Here is a 20,362-nt window from a genome sequence, read left to right on the forward strand (position 1 = left end):
GGGGCGAATGCTAACTATGACGGGGTGAAGATGCTCTGATTGATAACAATTCTGGAATTTCGGTAGTATTAAAGAATAGTGACTGCGTGAATGAGGAGTTCGATTTACTAAAAATGAGCATGATGAATTGGAATAAAATCCATGTAAAATACCGCAACACCACCATCAATTATCTGGTTTTCAGTCGTCTTTTTTTTCTCTTCTTTTTTTTAACCTCAACCCTTTTTGCCCAGACTACCGCTGAAACTTCGCCAGACAGTTTGCCCATCATCCCGCAGCCGGGCATTCCGGTTGACAGCATCATTGCGCGCATTGAAAAAGGCCATACGGCCCTGAACGACATCACGAACCGCACCCGGCGGGGTTTCAGTACCTGGCAGATGGAGGACCGGCTGCCCGAAGTGCAAGCGCACGTCCAAACGATCCGAACGAATCTGCGGATTTACAGCAAGGTAAACGACATGAAGAATATGCTCATGTTCCAGGTCTTGCTGCAGGATATGCAAACGCAGTTTAAAGCCTGGCGGGAAACCCTTTCGGGCTATGAAAAGCAATTGTCCGGGATGAATGGCCAGCTGATTTCGCTGGCGCAGGATTCGCTGCTGGTGCTGCCCAACGACACCAATGCCCGCGCCGTGTATTTCAATTCACTCAAGGATTTACGGCAGCAATGGATTCAGGCCAGTGAATCGACGAATAAAAATCTGACCAAGATCAATAAGCTCCAGGCCACGGTTTCCGACGGTTTTTTCGAAACTGCCGAGCTCACCAATGTGGTCAATGAGCGGATTCGGGAGTTTAACGCCAAAATAACCGGCAAGGAGACGGATTATATCTGGGCCATTCCTAAAAGCGCGGGCACCGACGAACACCTGAACGCGCTAGTGGCGCGCTCGTACGAAGGCCAGCGGGATATGCTGGTGTACTATTTCAACCGCAGTGCCGGAAACTGGATTTATATGCTGGTCATCGGGGCGGCCTTTTTTGCCTGGGTCTACCGCAGTTTTTCCATCATCGACAAACACGGGAAACGCGAGGTTGTCCACCAGGAGTTGAAACTGAAATACCTCCGGTCGCTGCCGTTTTTCTCGACCCTCGTGGTCGTGTTCAACTTCGCCCCGCTGTTCGACCTTCGCCCGCCCGCAGTCTACGTCGAACTCATGCAGTTTGTGCTCCTGCTGGCCCTGACGGCGCTCTTTTTCCGCAGTTGGCCGCGGCAACTCTTCCGCAACTGGCTGGCCATTTTTGCCCTTTACCTGCTGGTGATTGTGACCCGCTCGTCCATCATCGACCCCGGCATTGGTTTTCGACTCTGGCTGCTGGTGCTCAACGGCGTCTCCGTGCTGTTTGGTTTGCTCTTTCTGTTTCGCATCCGGCGGCTGCTGGCGTTGGCGGGTTTTGTCAAGCAGGTTTCCGTGCTGTACATCATCCTGAACGGGCTGGCGATCATCTGCAACATTTTTGGCCGCATGAGCCTGGCTAAAATATTCACCACGGCTTCCATTTACGGACTGACGCAGGCCATTGGGCTTTTCACGATGGTTCAGATCATCAATGAGGCCTTTGGGCTCCAGGTCATGAGCGGCAAACTGTCGGACGGCATCACGTCCCGGTTTAATTATAAAAAACTGGAAGTCGGACTACACCGGTTTCTGGGCGTCATTGCCATCATTGCCTGGATCACTATTTTCACCAACAATATTTACGTTTATAATACGGTTTATGACACTTTAGCCAACTTCCTCTCTACGGAACGGAGCATTGGCAGTACCTCGTTTACCTGGGGTAATATCGTCCTGTTTTTTATTGTTCTGTATTTATCCGGCGTTCTGCGGAAATACATCGGTTATTTCTTCGGTGAAATCGACGACGAGATTGGTGGTAACATCAGCCAGACCGACTCGCGACTGGTCATGATCCGGCTGTTTATGCTCGTCGGCGGTTTTTTGTTCGCCATTGTCGCGTCGGGTATCGGGCTGGATAAGGTTACGGTGATTGTCGGAGCGTTGGGCGTCGGAATCGGTTTGGGGCTTCAGAACATCGTCAATAACCTGGTTTCCGGCATCATTCTGATTTTCGACAAACCATTCCAGATCGGTGATTTCATCGAGATCACCAACAAAAAAGGCCGGGTTAAAAACATCGGCATCCGCTCCAGCCGCCTGCTCACGACCGAAGGGTCGGAAGTCATCATTCCCAACGGCGATCTGCTATCGGGACAGGTGATCAACTGGACGATCAACCACAAAGCCAAGCGCATTGAACTGACAATCAAAGCCGACGCCGATCATGATCTGAACATGCTCAAAACCGTTATTCGGGAAGAGATTTCCAAACACCCAAACGCCGTCAAGCGCCAAAAGCCGGAAATTTTCCTGTCTACCATCACCAACGACGCCATCGAACTGAAAGTACGAACCTGGATTAACTCCGTGAATCGGGAAGATCAATTCCGCAGCGAAGTTTTACTGAACATCTACCGCCGGTTCAAGGAAGCGGGCATCAAGATGATGTAAGAATGATGAGTAATGAATTACTCATCATTCTTACTTTCTAACTCTTCTTTCACTCCGAGCGCAGTGACTTCACCGGATTCAGTAAAGCCGCTTTGATGCTCTGGAAACTGATGGTCAACAGCGTAACAGCCAAGGCTCCCAGGCCCGAAGCGATAAAAATCCACCACGATAATTCCGTTCGGTATTCGTATTTCTGAAGCCAATTGTTCAGGTAATAGTAGGCAATGGGCGTTGCGATTCCGAAGGCAATAGCAACCAGCGTAACAAACTCGCGGGATAGCAGCTGCCAGAGGCTGAACACCGATGCACCCAGCACTTTACGGACGCCAATCTCTTTGGTTCGTTGTTCGGCCACAAACGACGACAGTCCGAACAAACCCAGGCAACTGATAAAAATTGCCAGCACAGCAAAGACCGAAGCCAACTTGCCAATCTGCTCCTCAGCCCGGAACTTCAGCGCGTATTGCTCATCCGAAAACTTGTAATCAAACGGGCTACCAGGATTCAATCGACGGAATACGGTTTCGATGTCGGCTAACGATGCACTGACACGGCGCTCGGGATTGAGTTTGATGTTGATCACGTTTGCCCAGCCATAATTCAGCATAAAAACCGTTTGGTAAACCGGTTTGAACGGCGAGTCCATCACCATGTCTTTGACAACACCCACCACCTGAAAAGGCTGACCATGCCACTTGACGGTTTTACCGATTGGATCTTTCAAACCCATGTAACGAGCCGCCGTTTCGTTCAACACCATGCCGGAAGAATCCGTCGAAAATTGCCGCGAAAAGTCACGTCCGGCCACAAACTGCCAGCCTACGGTTTTACCAAAGTCATGCGTAACGGCAATGGTTCCAAAATTTTCTTTGAAATTAGGATCTTTTCCCTCCCAGTCGAATCCGCCGTTATTTGAGTTCAGGCTCGTTGCCGGAGCCGACGACGTGGACATATCCACCACGGCACCGGTTCGTAACAACTCGTTCCGCAGGACATTGTACTGCTGGCGTAGTTCGGGGGTATTTATTTCAACGGTTATTAAACCGCTACGGTCGTAGCCAACCGCTCGATTCTTCGCGTGCTGGATTTGGCGGAAAACGATGATCGTACCAATGATGAGCGTTACCGAAACCGTAAACTGCACCACCACCAGTACTTTTCGCGGAAGGGAAGCAAACCGCCCCACGCGAAAAGTCCCTTTCAACACCTTGACGGGTTGAAAGGACGATAAATACAGTGCCGGATAACTGCCCGCCAGCAAACCGGTCAGCAGACTGAATCCCAGACCCGCCAGCCAGAAAAACGGATTGACCCACGGCATCCCGATTTGTTTGTCGGCCACCTCGTTAAACAACGGCAGCATGAGCAACACCAGCAACAACGCAACGCCAAATGAAAGGGCCGCAACCAAGAGGGATTCACTGAAAAACTGCGAGATCAACTGAGTACGAACCGATCCCAACACTTTCCGAATTCCCACCTCCCTGGCACGCTTCTCACTGCGGGCCGTCGAAAGATTCATGAAATTGATGCAGGCCAGCAACAACACAAATCCCCCGATGATCCCGAACAGCCAGACAAATTGAATCCGGCCGTTTTCGCTACCGATTTTGTTCCCGGAACGGTATAAATGCCAGTCACTCATCGGATGCAAAAAAACTTCCGGCTTCATATAAGCCGTTTCCGGAACATGCTTCAGCCGCAGGTCCTTGATTTTGGCCGAAACCGTTTTAAAATCCGATTTCGGGGCCATTTGCACCAGAATATGCCAGGAATTGTTGTCCCATTCCACGTTATCCTGTGCCTTTTTTACCCAGTTTTCTGAGGCAACATACAAATCCCAGGGCGCGATGAAGGTCAGGTCCCGAAACTCGGTATTATACGGCAAATCCTCGTATACACCCGTCACCCTGACGTTTAGCCTGTTATCAATTTTCACCGTTTTGTCCAACGGATCCACGTCTCCGAAAAGGTTCTTCGCTACGGACGCCGACAACAAAACCGAAGCAGGGTCGGTCAAACCAGCCCGCGTCCCCCGGAGCATTTTCAGGGAAAGCATCTCCGGAGCGTCGGGACTCAGATAACGGCCCGATTTGGTAAACTTATTCTCACCGTAAGCCAGAATATGTTCGTCCGATGAGGACGACATAACGATATGCTGAAAATCGGCCGAAAACTCCGTACGCAGGGTACTTCCCAGCGGGAGCGGCATGTATTCGCCACTGAAAACTTCACCGTTAATGGTGGCACTCTGCATGACTTTCGCAATTCGGTCGTAGTTTCGAAAATGCCTGTTGAACGACAGTTCGTCGTACATCCAGAGCCCAATGAGCATCGCTACGGCCATCCCCGTGGCCAGCCCGGCGATGTTGATGAACGAATATCCCTTGTGTTTTGCCAGGTTTCGAAACGCAATTTTAAAATAGTTACTCAACATGTCCGTATGGGTTGATTTGGGGTAGTTGTCAGGTTGTCGTCGGATAAAAGCCGGTCGCAGGTAAGCCAGCGTACCGCACCAATACCGTTGCCGGGCCCGTTTTTCGCCCAGTCGCTGCACCTGCAGCGCAAACCGCTCGTGCAGGTCACCCAACACCTCTTCGCGCAGGTGCGGAGCCACCAGCCAGTTTAGCAGCCGGTCAGCCAGACGGGGCGGAGTTATAGGGCTTCTTTGCATAGGAAAAAACAGGAGAAGACAGAAGCGGGCAGTAACGAGCCTACAATCCGATGCCATTACTCGCTCCGCAGGGACTTCACAGGATTAATCAAAGCCGCTTTAATACTCTGGAAGCTGATGGTAAGCAGCGTAATGGCTAGGGCTCCCAGGCCCGCTGCGGCAAAGATCCACCACGACAGCTCCGTGCGGTATTCATAGTTCTGGAGCCAATCCGATAGCACATAATAGGCTACCGGAGCCGCCAGACAGAAACCGATCAGCAATAGCAGGACAAACTCTTTGGATAACAGTCCCCAGACGTTGAAAACCGATGCACCCAGCACCTTGCGGATACCGATTTCTTTGGTGCGCTGTTCGGCCATGAACGAGGCCAGCCCAAATAATCCCAGGCAACTGATCAGGATGGTCAGCCCCGCAAATCCGGCCGCCAGTTTGCCAATCCGTACTTCAAAACCAAACTTTTGGGCGTATTGATCATCCACAAATTTGTAGTCGAACGGAGCAGCCGGGTTGTACTTCCGAAGCACCTGCTCGACTTTGGCCAATGCTTCGCTCGTGGCCAGGCCAGTGGCCAGTTTGAGGTTCATTACGTTGACGTTTTTGTAATCGGTCTGAAAAAAAGAGGGATTAACGGGTTTGAAAGGGTCTTCCTTGATCATGTCCCGGATCACCCCAATCACCTGGTATTCCTTGCCGCCCCGCCGGATCACTTCGCCAACGGGATTTTTGAATCCCATCAGTTTCACCGCAGCTTCATTCAGAATCACCGAAGCCGAATCCGTCGAAAAATCTCGGGAAAAATCACGGCCTTCTTTTAGCTGCCAGCCTACGGTTTTGCCGTAATCGTGCGTAACCAGATTCGACATCACCAGCGGAGATGTATTCGGTTCTTTTCCTTTCCACGAAAAATCCGTTGTTCCGCCGTATTGCACCGTTACCGAACCAAACGACGCCGACATTTCCGCCACCGCCCCCGTGTTGCGCAAGTCGTTGCGCAGGGACTCGTAATGCCCGGATAATTCAGGAGGCATCCGGATTTCAATCAGACCACTGCGGTTGTATCCCACCGACCGGGTTTTAGCGTGTTCGATCTGCCGAAAGACGATGATCGTGCCAATCATCAGCGAAACCGAAACCGTAAACTGCACCACCACCAGCGCCTTGCGCGGAACGGCAGCCAATCGGCCAATTCCCATCCGTAGCGCCGAACCGGCTCCTTTCAACACTTTAACGGGCTGAAACGAGGATAAGTAAAGCGCGGGATAACTACCGGCAATCACCCCCGTTAACAGCGTGAACGCCAGACCGGAAAGCCAGAATCCGGGGGTCGTCCACAAAATTTCGACTTTTTTGTCGGCCACCTCGTTGAAAAACGGCAACGCCAGCAGAACGAACAGAATCGACAGAAAAAACGAGAGGAACGACAAGACCATCGATTCGCTGAAAAACTGCAAAATCAACTGAATCCGCACGGAGCCCAGCGCTTTCCGAATGCCCACTTCCTTGGCGCGTTTTTCGCTGCGGGCGGTCGCCAGATTCATGAAATTGATGCAGGCCAGCAACAGCACAAAAAAACCGATGATGCCAAACAACCAGACAAAAACAATCGTCCCGCCCGTGTTAACGCCGTTTTTAAAATCGCGGTACAGGTGCCATTTGCTCATCGGATGCAGGAAAAACTCGGGTTTGTAAGCCGGTGGGTTCTCCCGTTTCATCCGAATGTCCTTGATTTTCGCTGACACCTGATCCAAATCCGCCCCCGGTTTGAGCTGAACAAATACCTGGTACGAATTGGAGTCCCACTCGTGTAAATCGCGCTTTGCCCCTGCGTCGGTGGCCAAAAACAAACGCCAGGGAGCCAGAAACTGTACGTCGCGGAAAGCGCTGTTGTCCGGAAAATCTTCGTAAACACCCGCTACGTTGACCGTCTGTTTATTGTCTATTTTCAGGAGTTTGCCAACCGGATTTTCTGCTCCAAAAATGGAATTCGCCACGGATTCGGACAGCAAAACCGTATTGACATCTTTATCCTGAAATCGGCTCCCCGACAACAGATTCACCGACATGATATCGGTAAAGGAAGGTTCGATGTAATTTCCGCTTTTGGTAAACTTCCGGTCGCCAGCGGCCAGAACCACCGGCCGAAAAACCGACAGACTAACCGATTCAAAATCCGGGTAATTAGTTCGCAATTCGCTCGCCAGCGGAATGGGCAATACATCGTACGGCGACTTCTCCGGCCCGAACGAAACAAACTGCCAGAGCTGGGCAATGCGGTCGTAGTTTTTGTGATGCCGATCGTACGACAGCTCGTCGTAAATCCACAATCCGATGAGCATCGCCACCGCCATACCCGTAGCCAGCCCGAAGATGTTGATGAACGAATACACCCGGTTTTTGGCCAGGTTCCGAAAGGCGATTTTAAAGTAATTCCGTAACATATCCGTATTGGTTGGTTCAGGATATTCCGTTGATTTCCGTTTGATCATTGAAAGCCGCACATACGCCAGCGCACCGCGCCAGTACCTTTGCCGGGCGCGGGCCAGACCGATTCGCTGCACCTGCAGGGTAAACCGCTCGTGCATGTCGCCCAACACCTCTTCGCGCAGGTGCGGAGCCACCAGCCAGTTCAACAGGCGATCAGCAAAACGGGGCGGAAGGGGCATAGAATTATGAGTAATTAATTTACAGTATGTCAGGAGGTTGCGCACCCCTACCGTCGGGCGGCTCCCTTTTATTTTCCCTCTTCACTCCGACCGCAGAGAGGTCACCGGGTTCATCAGAGCGGCTTTAACCGATTGAAAACTCACCGTCAGCAGCGCAATACCAATCGCCAGGATTCCGGACCACGCAAACATCCAGCCATCCAGCGCAATTTTATAGGCAAAATCATCCAGCCAGTGGCGCATACTGTACCAGGATACGGGAGTGGCAATCAGAATAGCGATGGCAACCAGCTTCAGAAAGTCCTTGCTCAGCAACGCCACCACACTGAATACGGGTGCGCCCAGCACTTTCCGAATCCCGATTTCTTTGGTGCGCTGCTCGGCGGTAAAAGCCGCCAGCCCAAACAACCCCAGGCAGGAGATGGCAATGGCGATGACCGCAAAAAGGTTAAATAGATCCCCGATCCGTTGCTCCGTCCGGTATAGCTGGTCGTAGGTCTGATCCAGGAAAGTGTATTCAAAAGGATAATCCGGACGGTATTGCTTCCAGAGTTGTTCGGCAGCGGCCAACGCCTGTGGAACCTGCGCCTGGGTCGTTTTGACGTTGACAACGGTATTGTATTGCGGGTAGCTGTACAGCACGACGGGCTTGATTCGGGACCGGATAGATTCAGTATCAAAGTCTTTGACCACACCGATGATTTGCGCTTTGGTGCCCTGCACTTCAAACCGGCGGCCAATGGGATTCTGAATACCCATTTCTTTGACGGCCGTTTCGTTTAGAATAACCGCCGTCGAGTCGGCCAGGGTGCCCGTAAAGTTCTGCCCGGCCACCAGCCGCATACCGAACGTGGAAATAAAGTCTTTATCAACGCCCAGCATTCCAATTGAAAACGTGCGTTTAGGATCTTTTCCATCCCAATCGGTGCTGGTGGTACTGCCCCCAATTCCCAACAGGTTGTCAGACGAGGTTGTTACAGCCAGAACATGCCGGTCTTTGGCGAGTTCGCGCTGAAATTGCGGGGTAAACGATCCGCCCGGAAAGGTAAAGGTATATGCCTTATCGAAGCCCAGATCCCGTTGCTGAATGTAACGAAGCTGCCGACCCACCACCAGCGTTCCAGTAATCAGTCCCGTGGCCAGAGCAAACTGCGTTACCACCAGCGCCTGACGCAATCCGGCTTTTCCGGGCTCGGCTCCGCCCCGCAAAAACCGCAACGGATGAAACGAAGCCATCATGATGGCCGGATACAGCCCGGCTAACAGCAGCGTCAAAATCAGCGTTCCGACCAAAATCAGCCACAGTTGCGGGTCAAAAACCGAGAGGGCTAGCGGTTTGCCCGTTATGTTCTGGTAGTACGGAGCCAGAACGTACATCAGCCCCACAGCCAGCCCCAGCGACAAGCCCAACGTCAGGACGGATTCGGTCAGCAATTGCCCCAGCAGGTAGCGGGATGTGGCACCGATGATTTTTCGAACACCCACCTCGCGTGCCCGGCGAACGGTTCGGGCTGTGGTCAGGTTGACGTAATTGATACAGCCGATACTCAGCAGAAAAAAGGCAATGACACCCAGAATACGCACTTGCTGCATCCCGGTATCTTTGCCTCCGGGTTGGTAAAGGTGAATGGAAGACAGTGCTTGCGCCTGAAACTCCGCCAGGTTTTCAGGATTGGCGTTTGGCCGTAGTGCGGTATGAATCCGGTTCAGCGTTTGCTCGATGGATTTGCTATCGGCACCGGGGGCGACTTTTACGTAGGTCGTAAAGAAAAAGTTACCCCAGTCTTCGTTCATGGCCTTCCATTCTCCATTTCCTTTAAAATCCCGCTCGGTCAGGCTCATGGGAAAATAGAGCGTGTAACGGATCGACGAGTTTTCGGGAATCGTGGCCAAAACAGCACCAACCGTGAATACCTGTTTCGAGTCAACGGCGGTAAATGTTCGGCCAACGGCGTCGGCTGTCCCAAAAAACCTGCGAGCAACGTCCTCGGTCATCACTACGGAATAAGGCGTTGGAAACGGATTGGCCGCGTTACCGTAAAGGATGGTAAAGCCCGTGAAAACCGTTAGAAACTCCGGATCGACGTAGCTCATGAATTCATTTTTCTCCGAAATCAGCTGCGCTCCCACCCGGAAGGTGTTAAACTCCCACTGTCCAGTCAACCGCACAGCCTGTTCCACCCCCGGAATCTTGTTTTTGCTCACAACGGCGACCGGCGCCGGGGTCAGCCAGGAGTCGCGTTGATCAAGGCCTTTGCCCATGCGGGAATTGACGCGGTAAATTCGGTCCGCATCAGCATGAAAACGGTCGTAACTCAGCTCGTCCTTGATCCACCACGTCAGTAGTACGCTCACCGCCAGAACAATAGCCAGCCCGCCAATATTGGATACCGAATACCATCCTCCACTCCGCAGGTTTCGCCAGGCAATTTTGAGGTAATTGTTGATCATAGCCGTACTCAGGAAAAAAGGTTGTTTGAAATCCGAAGGTTGTCGTTTGATAAAAGCCGGTCGCACATAGGCCAGCGTGTCTCGCCAATACCGCTGCCGGGCCCGCTTTTCGCCCAGCCGCTGGGCCCGCAACTGAAACCGTTCGTGCAGGTCGCCCAGCACCTCTTCGCGCAGGTGCGGAGCCACCAGCCAGCTCAACAGGCGATCAGCAAAACGGGGCGGTGTGGGCATAGTTATGAGTTATGAATAACGAATCGTAGAGTTTCATCACAGTATCTCAGGAGTTAAAGCATTTCAACTCTTAACGCCAACGGCTCAGCTCCATTTCAGGATCGTCTGCGGTACGATGCGGTCCCAGAATCGGTTGCGAACCGAACGAACTTCCTGCAAAACCCGTCCGCCCAGCGCCGTTACGGTGAACAGTCGCTTCCGACGCCCTCCCCGTTCGGCGGTGGCTTCACCCAGGACGGAGGTCACGTAGCCCTTTTGCTCCAGCCGTTGCAGAGCCGCGTGGACCGCACCGGTGCTAACGGTTTGGCCCGTTTCCCGTTCGAGTTCCTCGGCAATAACCACCGAATAAGCCGTTGGGACCAGCACCGCCACCGCCAGCAAAACCACTTCTTCAAATTCGCCTAGATCACTCCGTCGCATGCGTTGAAAATCAGTAGGATTAAACGTCTGATTGATTTCTTCTATTTCCGTATATCAAATCCTTTGCCAAACGCAAGAATGGCCTTTCTGGGGCTTTCTGAGGCTTTTTCGAAAACAGGCCTGTCCGTTAGTGGACAATTCCTGTACGCATCTGGACACGGTGGAGAGCTTGTAGCGAGTCCATCGGTTCGACGCAATTAATTCCTACTTTTGGTGAATCAAAATCCGGATCTGGCTATGGTCGGTCGCGGAGAACTACCAACTACCTATGAATCGTCGCCAATTTCTCCAACAGTCGGCCGCAGCCAGCGCCGGCCTAACTCTGGGTGCTCCTGCGGTTTTTGCAAGCAGCAAGTCTTCTTTCCCGACCGTCCGGGTGGCCCCCGATAAACGCAATTTTACCAGTGCCGCCGTTGAGCGGGCCATTGAACGCGTGAAGAAAACCGTCAAGGACCCCGAGCTGGCCTGGTTGTTCGAAAACTGCTTTCCGAATACGCTCGACACCACCGTTCAGTTCAGCGAAGCGGGTGGCAAACCCGATACCTTCGTCATCACGGGCGATATTGACGCCATGTGGCTGCGCGACAGCACCGCCCAGGTCTGGCCGTATCTGCCGCTGACCAAAGCGGATGAACCGCTGCGAAAACTGATTGCGGGCGTTATCCGGCGGCAAACGCAATGCATCCGGCTCGATCCGTACGCCAACGCCTTTTACGCAGACCCGACCAAGGAGGGCGAATGGAAGAAGGACATTACCGCCATGAAACCGGGCCTGCACGAACGGAAGTGGGAACTGGACTCGCTTTGTTACGCGATCCGGCTGGCGTACCACTATTGGCAAACTACGGGCGACACCAGCCCGTTTGATGCCGACTGGACCGACGCCATGCGACTGGTGGTCAAAACCTGCCGCGAACAGCAACGCAAAACCGACCGGGGACCCTACAAATTTGGCCGCACCACTGCCTGGTCGACCGACACCGTCCCGGGCAACGGCTACGGCAACCCAACCCGCCCCGTTGGTCTGATTCACAGTATTTTCCGCCCCTCAGACGATGCCACGGTTTTTCCGTTCCTGGTTCCTTCCAACTGGTTTGCGGTGGTCTCGCTGCGGCAGGTCGCCACGATGACCGACAAAATCCGGCCCGACGCAGCGCTGGCGAAAGAATGCCGCGCGCTGGCCGACGAGGTGGAAAAAGCCCTGAAACAATACGCCGTTTACACCCACCCGAAATACGGCAAGCTGTATGCGCTGGAAGTCGACGGTTTTGGCAATCACCTCTTGCAGGACGACGCCAACGTACCGAATCTGATCTCATTACCGTATCTGGGCTCGATGTCGGCCAGTGACCCGATTTACCGTAATACCCGCCGGTTTTCGCTCAGCGCCGATAATCCGTACTATTTCAAAGGCAAAGCCGCCGAAGGCATCGGTAGTCCGCACACACTGGTAAACAACATCTGGACGATGAGCCTGACCATGCGGGCGCTGACTTCCACCGATGATCAGGAGATTCTGGCGCAACTCCGCCAGCTGAAGAAGACCCACGCGGGTACGGGTTTCATGCACGAATCATTCGATAAAGACGATCCGGCCAAATTTACGCGCAAATGGTTTGCCTGGGCCAACACGCTGTTCGGCGAACTGGTCCTGAAAGTAGTCAACGAAAAACCGCAACTGGTGAGCAAACCGTTGTAATTAAAACCAGTTTCGGTTTCTACAGCAAAAAGCCGTATGAATTTCCACAAAGACGGGAAGTTCTTACGGCTTTTTGTACTCCTGGAATCTGGAGGTAGTCTTAAATCAGAAACTGGCACGACGTTCAATTCCAAAACCTAAACGCTCAGTTTCTCAGCCAACGGTTTTCGCATCATCAACCGAACCAGTCCGTAAATCGCCAGAACCAGCGTAACCCCGAAGCTGGCCCACTTCATATTGGTAGCAATCACACAACCTACTGCCAGGGTAGGCAATGGTGTCGGATACCCGTTGAGGAGGGTGATGATCAAGGCATTCTCCACCAGGTCCAGCACCAGAACCACGAGCGGAAAGATGTTGAACAACGGCCCGGAACCCGTTGCGCGTCGACGGTGCAGCAGCGACAGAATGATGCAGAAAAAAAACGTGTAGACAATCGGGTAAATCGTGTCATCGATCAGGGCTCCCTGGGCGTAAACGGCACGGCCTTCCGGGCCATAATCGGCCACCATTTGCTGGATTTTAGCCGGGTTAACTTCACCAATCAGCAGATCGATGGGCCCGATTTCGTAACCGGCATACGTGTTCAGCTGTTTTTCCAGCGGCCCCAGAATGAGCAGTGGAATGGGTACGTACAACAGAACAGCAAGCAACAATGTTTTCCAGGAAGCAATCCGGTAAAAAAGAGCCGATAGCGAGCGAATCATACTGAATAGAGAATGGTAAGGGTATTGATTATCAACGAAAGACCGTAAATAAACGGAGCACCTTGCCACTTTTCCAACTTCTATTTAGCCAACGGCTTTCGTCACCATTTTACGCCAACGGTCAGGAAGAATGCGCGCCCGTCGGACGGCAGAATGCCCGGACCGGGGTACCCCGTGGCCCGGCGCGTGTAGTAAAATTCGTTCGTCAGGTTGTTGACACTGCCTTCCAGTTTGAGCCAGCGATAGGTCCAGGCCAGCGAAAAGTCCATGATGTGATACGACGGGATTCGCCCGACCACCGCCGAAAAACCGCCATCGACGGCGTTGGTCGCGTCGGAAAACTGGTCCGTCAGGTACGTAAACTGAAACGATGCTTTCAGATTGCGGTAACCCCAGCGCATCCCTGACTTGAGATTGACCGCCGGAACGAACTCCACCTCATTACCCTGCACCCCCGGAATCTGGCTTTTGACGTATTCGGAGCGAATCAGCGCCAGATTCCCAAAAACTGACCAACCCCAGTGCTCCGGCTTGCTGTTCATTGCTTGCAGCAATTCCACTTCACCGTAAGACTCCAGCCCGACAATCAGCGCTCGACCCACGTTGGTGCGTTTGCGCAGAACCCGGTCGTTCTGATCGTAAAACTGTACTTCGCCAATGCGGTTTCCGTAGTTGAGTGCAAACAAACTTAGATCGTAGTTCAGCACCTGATTCTTCTCGCCCCGCACGCCCAGATCGGCCGAAAAACCGCGTTCGTCCTGCAAATTCGGATCAATCACCGCCGACGGGTTGGCAATCCGCATATCGCTGAACGTGATCGACCGGTAATTCTGGGAAATGTTGCCGTAGACCTCCACAGCTGCCGACGGCTTATAACTCAGCCCAAGCCCGGCAATCAGAAAACCGCGCGGATTCACGCGCTTCTCCGGCGTTTTCGTAATCGTGATGATGTTTCCGGCCAGATCGCGGACGATGTTTCCGTAAAAACCGTCTGCCGTGGTGCGGATGTATTCGTAGCGTAAACCAGGAGTTACCGAAAATTGGGGAGAGAGAAACAAGACGTTTTCGGCAAACAGTGAGACATTCCGGTTCGGAAACCGGTAGTCGGACGACATCAGTTGATCCGGCTCCACGAAGGTAAAATTGGCCGCCTTGCCCGTTGGACCTACGCCTTGCTGGCTGTGGTTAAAACCGTGGTAAAACCGGGTTCCGACCAGAAAAACACCGTCTTTCGGCCCTAATTTGTAGCGGTTTAGAAACCGTCCTTCAAAGCCCCAGTTGCGGAAATCCCCGGCGATCAGATCCCGCTCAATGGCTTCATTATCGACCGTTGCCACGCGATTGGGACGGAATCCAAGCGAATACCGTGAAGCCAGAACGCCGAAACCGATCAGGTTGATGTCTGAGCGCGGGCTGACTTTCCAATCGTAATGCAGATTGAACAGATTCCAGTTGACCTTGAACCAGTTACGCTCCCGGTTCGACTGCCGTGGATTCTGCCGAAACATCTCATCACTCAAACCACCCGGCTGTTGGGCCAGGTAATCCATGTGCGTCACTTCCAGGCCCACCCGGGCGTCATCGCTGAGTTGATAATGCACATCGGCGTAAGCGGTTTTGCTGTCGAAATGCGAATTAGGTCGCCAGCCATCCCCGCGCTTATACTGAAAAAAGGCGTAATAACTCAGCTTTTTCGCCGTGCCGCTCACGCTGTTGAATGAGTTGAAAAAGCCAAACGAACCTACGGTTTGCCGCGAAGTCACTTCGAATGTTCGGTCGGTGACGGGTTGGCGCATTTCAAAATTCAGCAGACCGCCAAACTGCGTGCCGTACTGGAGCGAAGCCGCTCCGCGCACGATTTTGATGCGTTTGAGGGCTTCAATCGGCGGAGTGTAATAACTTTCGGGATACCCCAGCGCGTCGGCGCTGATGTCGTACCCGTTTTGCCGGACATTGAAATTGGACGTTCGGTTGGGATCAAGTCCACGTCCCCCGACGCTCAGCTGCAAACCGCCCCCATCGTTTTCCCAGATATTTAGTCCGGCGACTCGGGCATACACTTGCCGGGCGTTGTTCGTAGCCAGGTTGGCCACCAGATTTTCGGGCAGAATGACTTCCGATTTTTTGGCCGCAAAAATGGCCGTGCCCTCCACCTCGCGCAGCCGGGTCATGCCGAAGCTACCCTGAGGAGCGGTCACCGTCACCTCCCGGAGCGTTTTTTCGGAACTTTCCAGTGCAACCTGTAAAGTCGTCTTTTCCGCATCAATGGTAACGTCGGTTTTGAACGGTTTGTGATTTAGGGAAAAAAATTGAAGCTGGTACGTACCGATTTTGAGGTTGGGGATGAAAAACCGCCCCAGGCTATCTGTGGTAAAAATGGTTCGGGAGCCTTTCAGATAAACGTTGCACCCGTCAACCGGCTGATTGCTGATCTGCTCCCGAACGACACCCTGCAGGGTATGTTGAGCCAGCCCAACGGTTGCCATCAGAAAAAAAAGAACCCCGAAACTATAAACCTTTAATTTCATCGTCAAACGGTAAAATCCATTTTTTGGGCTTAAATGAGTCGGTTTCCTGCGCCAGATTGACCGTCGGATCGATGTACGGTTTTCCGAGACGCCCGTTCAGGCTGACGTAGGTATCGGCGTACACTTTCGGATTTCGGAACCCCTGCCGGGCGTAATAATCCCGCAGGTAATGCGCAAACTGAAGCAGCATATCCGGCTGCGTTGCCATCATTTTTTCCTGCAAAACCGTCAGGTGCTTTTCAGTATTGACAATAACCTGTCGCCCCGTTTCATCCACAACCTTGAATTGCACAGTGCCCATTTTCTCCATCAGCATGACCCGCCATGAAAACCGGTAGCCTTCTTCCGACCAGAACAATTCGTTGGGATAAAGTCCGTAGCGGAAGGGAAAAATAAGCTGAAACACAAAAAATACTACCAGGCCAAGCAGCAACCCCTTTTCTTGCAGACCGCTGTAAACCAACGGCTTTCTGACAATCACCTCCGGAAGTTGCAGCCAACGGGTTAGTGTCGCCAGAATCCGTTGATGAAACTCCGCAGGGAAGAAAATCAGCGCAGCTACAATCATGATGTACGGAAACATGCCGATGGGGAACAAAACCGCCGTCAGCACATGAAACGTCACGACCGCAACGTACGCAAATGGGCGCGCAGACCGGTTGAGCAGCAGAAACGGAATGCTCAAATCATACACCATACCCAGCCAGCTGAAGGCAAACGCCGTTTCGCGGTAATTGAATAAAAAACCGATGACGGGTAAATCGTTGCGCCCCGGTAGCCAGATGCGGAGCGGCAGGGCTTCCAGCAGCCAGTCGGAATTGAGTTTGGCCAGACCGGCGTAAACATACACAATACCCATCAGCAGCCGCAGGCAATCGACCGTCCAGCGGGGCACCTGGTCGTACGCAGCCTGCCTGTTTTGGGACGCATCCACCGAAAAACAGGCATTGGCGGGCAAAAAAATCAGGAGAAAAGCCACCAGACTCACAAAATAATAGTGGTTCAGGTACGTGCTTTTGTCCATCAGTTCGATGTACGTAAAGCTGAGAAACAGCCCCACCGACGCCCAGCGATACCGCCAGCCAACGGCCACCAGCAGGGCACTCAACCCGCACACGCCAAACAGCAGGTACGTGAAGCTCCCGAGCGGTTTGACGAACTCAAAACCGTAGTATGGAAAGAAAAACGACGGTTTGATGTACAGTTCTTCAATCCAGCCTTTCGCCCAGAACCGAACGACGCTGCCCGCGATCATTAGCCCGAACGCCAGCCGGAAAACCGCCAGCGGAGCCGCCGGGATGTATGTTCGAACGTAAGTCCGCATCAGTCACCGTCCGTATCCACATACGTGATCGTAATGCTCATCGCCGAGGTCATGTCTACTTTCAGCATCCGGACGGCTTTCTGCATTTCGGTGTAGACCGCCGTAACGGCTGCGTTGTTGGTCTTTACTTCGTCGTACAGATTGGGTTTCAACGCGTTCAGCTTCGCTTTTGAGGCTTCAAACTGCGCATTGATCATTTCCGTCAGCAACTTACCACTTTGGCTGTCTTTGGCGCCCAGCGCATTCAGATAGGTTTTGAAGCCAGGCCCCTCCTGCCCGGTTTTTACATCTTTGCCATTGAAGAAATCAACCGCAGCCTGGTGGGCCGTTTTAGCCAGTGTCACCGACAAATCTTTTTTGTAAAACGCTTCCACTTTTTCCGGAGCCGCCACGCCGTTGGTCATCGCTCCCGACGGAATCCCGAACTTACCCGACCGAATATAGCGCTCGTAATGAAGCACATACCCGTTGACTAGTTTGGATGTTGAGCCGCCCACATCGATTCCTGTGCTGTTGATAAACTTATCCCGGTAGGTAGTGGTCCATTCGGTCATGACGGATGTAAAAACCGTTTTCATCTGATTGGTAATCAGCTTCAGGTAGGTAATCCGTTTGGCCGCATCGGTGGCTGTAGTGTAACGCAGAATAATCGCATCGTCGGTAGCTGCCAGCCCGTTGATCAGGTAATCGAGAGCAGGAAAGCCCTGCCGGGGATAGGCCGACGGCAAATCCAGCACAGTTGTTCCCGATACAATATTTTCTTCAATACCAGCGGCATTGGCGGGGTAGATGTTGAAAAAATACCGCAAAGTGTGCGATTCGGCCGGGCCAACATCGAACAGTTCCACTTTCTGCCACTCCACGTATGCATCCGCCCAGGCTTGCCGGAACTCGGTCAGCGTTGTTTGATCAGGTTTAGCCGCAAACGCATCCGATTTAGTCAGCATCAGGTCCAACTTCGTCTTGAAGCTGGCATAGCTGGGCAAAATGATATTGTCGGCCAGGTGCGTCAACATGGCTTTCCGGTCAGTACCAACCGGGTTCGTAGGATTCGGGTCGGGCTTGGGATCGGGAGTTGGATCCGCATCATCCTTACCAGACGAACAGGCCCAGATAATGCCCACAAATGCGCAGAGAAACGCAACGGTTTTCCAGCTGAAGTGTGTCATAGTTTGAAAAAGAGGAAGAATGCAAAAACCTGTAAGGTCTTGGGGACCTTACAGGTTTGATCACCAATTTACGGTATACGGTTTTCGGAGCGGAGCAGACGCAAACGACTCATTAACGCGTCAGCCAACTGTAAACCAAAACACATGAACCGTAAACTATAATTTACTGAGGCATTTTAAACTGCGTGCGGATGGCCGTAGCAGCTGCGTCGATCTTGGTGTTGGTCAGGCCCCAGAAACCGTTCGGCGTGGTATAAATCAGGTTCGCCAGGATACCGTCGGAGAATGCCGCGGTTCCGCCGTTCACTTTGGCGTAACGCAACGAGTAAATGAACCCTAAGCCTTCGCCAATGGCGTGGGCGCGGGCGGCATCGTTCGTTGCGTTGGTTTTCCATTTGCCCAGATAGCCCAGAGCCGCCCCGGCAATTGCTTTTTCCATGGCAGGACGCAGAATAGCCACCTGTGCTTTAAGGGTTGCCGGGTCATTGTTGACAATGGCAGCCCGACCTTTCAGCAGCGCCATGTGGATTTTAGGAAAGTCATCTTTATTGTATTCCCACAGGTAAGATCCCAGAAAGCTTTCGCCAGACGAGGTAGCCGTTGCTTTGCCGCCGTACACCGGATTGGCCGTCAACAAGCCGAAAATCTGATCCCAGCTGTGCTCCAGTTCGGTGTATTTTTTACCAGAAACCACTTTGGAGTTGTCCAGTGCCAGTTTGGCATCGCTCAGCAACACGTTGCTGATGTAATCCAGTTGCACACCGCCGATCATCGATTTCTGAATGATCTGGCCCCATTCGATTCCTTTCGCATCCACTAAATAACCGCTGGTTCCGTTTACGAGCTTACCGGCCTTGCCGTCAGCCGCTGTAGCGGTTACAGATTTACTGGCGGTGGCAATAGCCGGAAAACCAGCTTCCAGCGTTTTGCGCTCTTTTTCGGCCTCAGCAGTGGGCAGCGACGACGCAAAAATCGATCGCAGATTCACGCCCGAAGTATTCAGAGCAGCATCCGTAAAAGCGTTGTTGGTGTTGGCAAACATATTTTTCAGCACTGTCGAATCCAGCGTTGCGCCGGTTCCAACGGCGGTTCCGTTGTACGTATTGATGGCTCGGAACATCAGCAATTGCGTGCTGCCCGGCGCCAGATCGACGGTTTTGTTGCCGTCAACATCTTTGAAAAAGTTGGCGTACGATGTGGTATCCGACAGTTTGGTGTAATCAATAGCCGAACGTAGATTGGCAGGCGGGGTAAACGCTTCTTCGTCGTCTTTGTTACAGGACATCAAACTTCCGACCAGCAGCGCAACGGGCAGAAGCCGGCAAAGTACATTTATCTTGATCATACAAGTTGATAAAAAGGTTATTGTGCCGTAAATGTATGCACTATTTAGAATCATTATAAAATCATTCCTTAAAATCAATCAAAATAACCTTTCAACGTATTGATTTCCAGTACATTAAAATTCCATTAAAAGAGGGCCACTTGTAGCATGTGTACACATGCTACAAGTGGCCCTCTTTTAACTTGCTGATTAGTATCTTATTTACTTTTTCGATTGTTCAAATACATGGACGCCTTTTTTGTTGCCGACGATGATGTCTGGCCGCTTGTCCCCGTTGATGTCTTCGACCGTCACGTGCAGCCCCACCCCCGAGTCATTGTCAATCTGGTGGGGCAGCCAACTGGGACTCTTGCCCGGCTTGAACTCAAACCAGTACAACACCGCCGGATCATCCTCGGCCGGGTCCGCCTTCCCGTTGTGGGCGTAATACCGCTTGCCCGTCACCAGGTCCGGCTGCTTATCCCCGTTCATATCCACCAACGCCAGCCCGTGACTCTGCGAAAAGCCTTTGTAGATCTCGTGCGTCGTCCAGGTGGGCTTGCCTTCGGCGTCCTTGCCCTGCTCGTGCCACCAGATGCCGTACTTGTGCGCCGATGAACTGATCACATCGTTCAAGCCGTCCCCGTTCACAT

12 protein-coding genes are annotated in these 20,362 nt (G+C 52.6%); 2 read left to right on the forward strand and 10 right to left on the reverse strand.

Annotation, left to right across the window (positions count from 1 at the left end; all coding sequences use genetic code 11):
* Window positions 1-122: 122 nt before the first annotated feature.
* Complete coding sequence (locus tag ACYVH9_RS17000; RefSeq protein WP_460637567.1) at window positions 123-2,516, forward strand: mechanosensitive ion channel family protein; 2,394 nt, start codon at window positions 123-125, stop codon at window positions 2,514-2,516.
* Between the two features lie 49 nt (window positions 2,517-2,565).
* Here ACYVH9_RS17000 and ACYVH9_RS17005 read toward each other — a convergent pair whose 3' ends face one another.
* The 4 genes from ACYVH9_RS17005 to ACYVH9_RS17020 form a co-directional block, all read right to left on the reverse strand.
* Window positions 2,566-5,190 carry an ABC transporter permease gene (locus ACYVH9_RS17005; protein ID WP_460637568.1) on the reverse strand — a complete coding sequence of 875 codons (2,625 nt, stop codon included), beginning with the start codon at window positions 5,188-5,190 and terminating at the stop codon, window positions 2,566-2,568.
* A gap of 56 nt (window positions 5,191-5,246) precedes the next feature.
* The gene (locus ACYVH9_RS17010; RefSeq protein WP_460637569.1) at window positions 5,247-7,856 is read right to left on the reverse strand and encodes an ABC transporter permease; all 2,610 of its coding nucleotides are present in this window, start codon (window positions 7,854-7,856) and stop codon (window positions 5,247-5,249) included.
* Between the two features lie 81 nt (window positions 7,857-7,937).
* The gene (locus ACYVH9_RS17015) at window positions 7,938-10,538 is read right to left on the reverse strand and encodes an ABC transporter permease (RefSeq protein ID WP_460637570.1); all 2,601 of its coding nucleotides are present in this window, start codon (window positions 10,536-10,538) and stop codon (window positions 7,938-7,940) included.
* A gap of 84 nt (window positions 10,539-10,622) precedes the next feature.
* Window positions 10,623-10,958 carry a PadR family transcriptional regulator gene (locus ACYVH9_RS17020; protein ID WP_460637571.1) on the reverse strand — a complete coding sequence of 112 codons (336 nt, stop codon included), beginning with the start codon at window positions 10,956-10,958 and terminating at the stop codon, window positions 10,623-10,625.
* A gap of 268 nt (window positions 10,959-11,226) precedes the next feature.
* On the opposite strand from ACYVH9_RS17020, the gene ACYVH9_RS17025 reads away from it, so the two are divergent.
* Window positions 11,227-12,657, forward strand: coding sequence for a glycoside hydrolase family 125 protein (locus ACYVH9_RS17025; protein WP_460637572.1), 1,431 nt, complete (start codon window positions 11,227-11,229; stop codon window positions 12,655-12,657).
* Between the two features lie 137 nt (window positions 12,658-12,794).
* On the opposite strand, the gene ACYVH9_RS17030 is transcribed toward ACYVH9_RS17025, so the two are convergent.
* The 6 genes from ACYVH9_RS17030 to ACYVH9_RS17055 form a co-directional block, all read right to left on the reverse strand.
* Window positions 12,795-13,364 (reverse strand): hypothetical protein, encoded by a 570-nt coding sequence (locus ACYVH9_RS17030; RefSeq protein WP_460637573.1) that lies wholly within the window; start codon window positions 13,362-13,364, stop codon window positions 12,795-12,797.
* 101 nt (window positions 13,365-13,465) lie between these two features.
* Window positions 13,466-15,892 (reverse strand): TonB-dependent receptor domain-containing protein, encoded by a 2,427-nt coding sequence (locus ACYVH9_RS17035; protein ID WP_460637574.1) that lies wholly within the window; start codon window positions 15,890-15,892, stop codon window positions 13,466-13,468.
* Entirely contained in the window at window positions 15,873-17,216 is a 1,344-nt protein-coding gene (locus tag ACYVH9_RS17040; protein WP_460637575.1) for an HTTM domain-containing protein, read from the reverse strand. The genes ACYVH9_RS17035 and ACYVH9_RS17040 overlap by 20 nt, the downstream gene beginning before the upstream one ends.
* Window positions 17,216-18,385, reverse strand: coding sequence for an imelysin family protein (locus tag ACYVH9_RS17045; protein WP_460637576.1), 1,170 nt, complete (start codon window positions 18,383-18,385; stop codon window positions 17,216-17,218). Before ACYVH9_RS17045 ends, ACYVH9_RS17040 begins: the two co-directional genes overlap by 1 nt.
* A gap of 163 nt (window positions 18,386-18,548) precedes the next feature.
* Window positions 18,549-19,730: a DUF4856 domain-containing protein gene (locus ACYVH9_RS17050; protein ID WP_460637577.1), complete on the reverse strand. Its 1,182-nt coding sequence runs from the start codon at window positions 19,728-19,730 to the stop codon at window positions 18,549-18,551.
* Between the two features lie 201 nt (window positions 19,731-19,931).
* Window positions 19,932-20,362, reverse strand: a 431-nt coding sequence (locus ACYVH9_RS17055; RefSeq protein WP_460637578.1) for an FG-GAP repeat domain-containing protein, incomplete at its 5' end; no start/stop codon positions are given.

This window comes from Larkinella harenae, from assembly GCF_054780515.1.

Excerpts from the sequence above, each read along its gene's own strand:
- ACYVH9_RS17000 (WP_460637567.1), top strand. The coding sequence starts at position 123 with ATGAATTGGAATAAAATCCATGTAAAATACCGCAACACCACCATCAAT.
- ACYVH9_RS17005 (WP_460637568.1), bottom strand. The coding sequence starts at position 5,190 with ATGCAAAGAAGCCCTATAACTCCGCCCCGTCTGGCTGACCGGCTGCTA.
- ACYVH9_RS17010 (WP_460637569.1), bottom strand. The coding sequence starts at position 7,856 with ATGCCCCTTCCGCCCCGTTTTGCTGATCGCCTGTTGAACTGGCTGGTG.
- ACYVH9_RS17015 (WP_460637570.1), bottom strand. The coding sequence starts at position 10,538 with ATGCCCACACCGCCCCGTTTTGCTGATCGCCTGTTGAGCTGGCTGGTG.
- ACYVH9_RS17020 (WP_460637571.1), bottom strand. The coding sequence starts at position 10,958 with ATGCGACGGAGTGATCTAGGCGAATTTGAAGAAGTGGTTTTGCTGGCG.
- ACYVH9_RS17025 (WP_460637572.1), top strand. The coding sequence starts at position 11,227 with ATGAATCGTCGCCAATTTCTCCAACAGTCGGCCGCAGCCAGCGCCGGC.
- ACYVH9_RS17030 (WP_460637573.1), bottom strand. The coding sequence starts at position 13,364 with ATGATTCGCTCGCTATCGGCTCTTTTTTACCGGATTGCTTCCTGGAAA.
- ACYVH9_RS17035 (WP_460637574.1), bottom strand. The coding sequence starts at position 15,892 with ATGAAATTAAAGGTTTATAGTTTCGGGGTTCTTTTTTTTCTGATGGCA.
- ACYVH9_RS17040 (WP_460637575.1), bottom strand. The coding sequence starts at position 17,216 with ATGCGGACTTACGTTCGAACATACATCCCGGCGGCTCCGCTGGCGGTT.
- ACYVH9_RS17045 (WP_460637576.1), bottom strand. The coding sequence starts at position 18,385 with ATGACACACTTCAGCTGGAAAACCGTTGCGTTTCTCTGCGCATTTGTG.
- ACYVH9_RS17050 (WP_460637577.1), bottom strand. The coding sequence starts at position 19,730 with ATGATCAAGATAAATGTACTTTGCCGGCTTCTGCCCGTTGCGCTGCTG.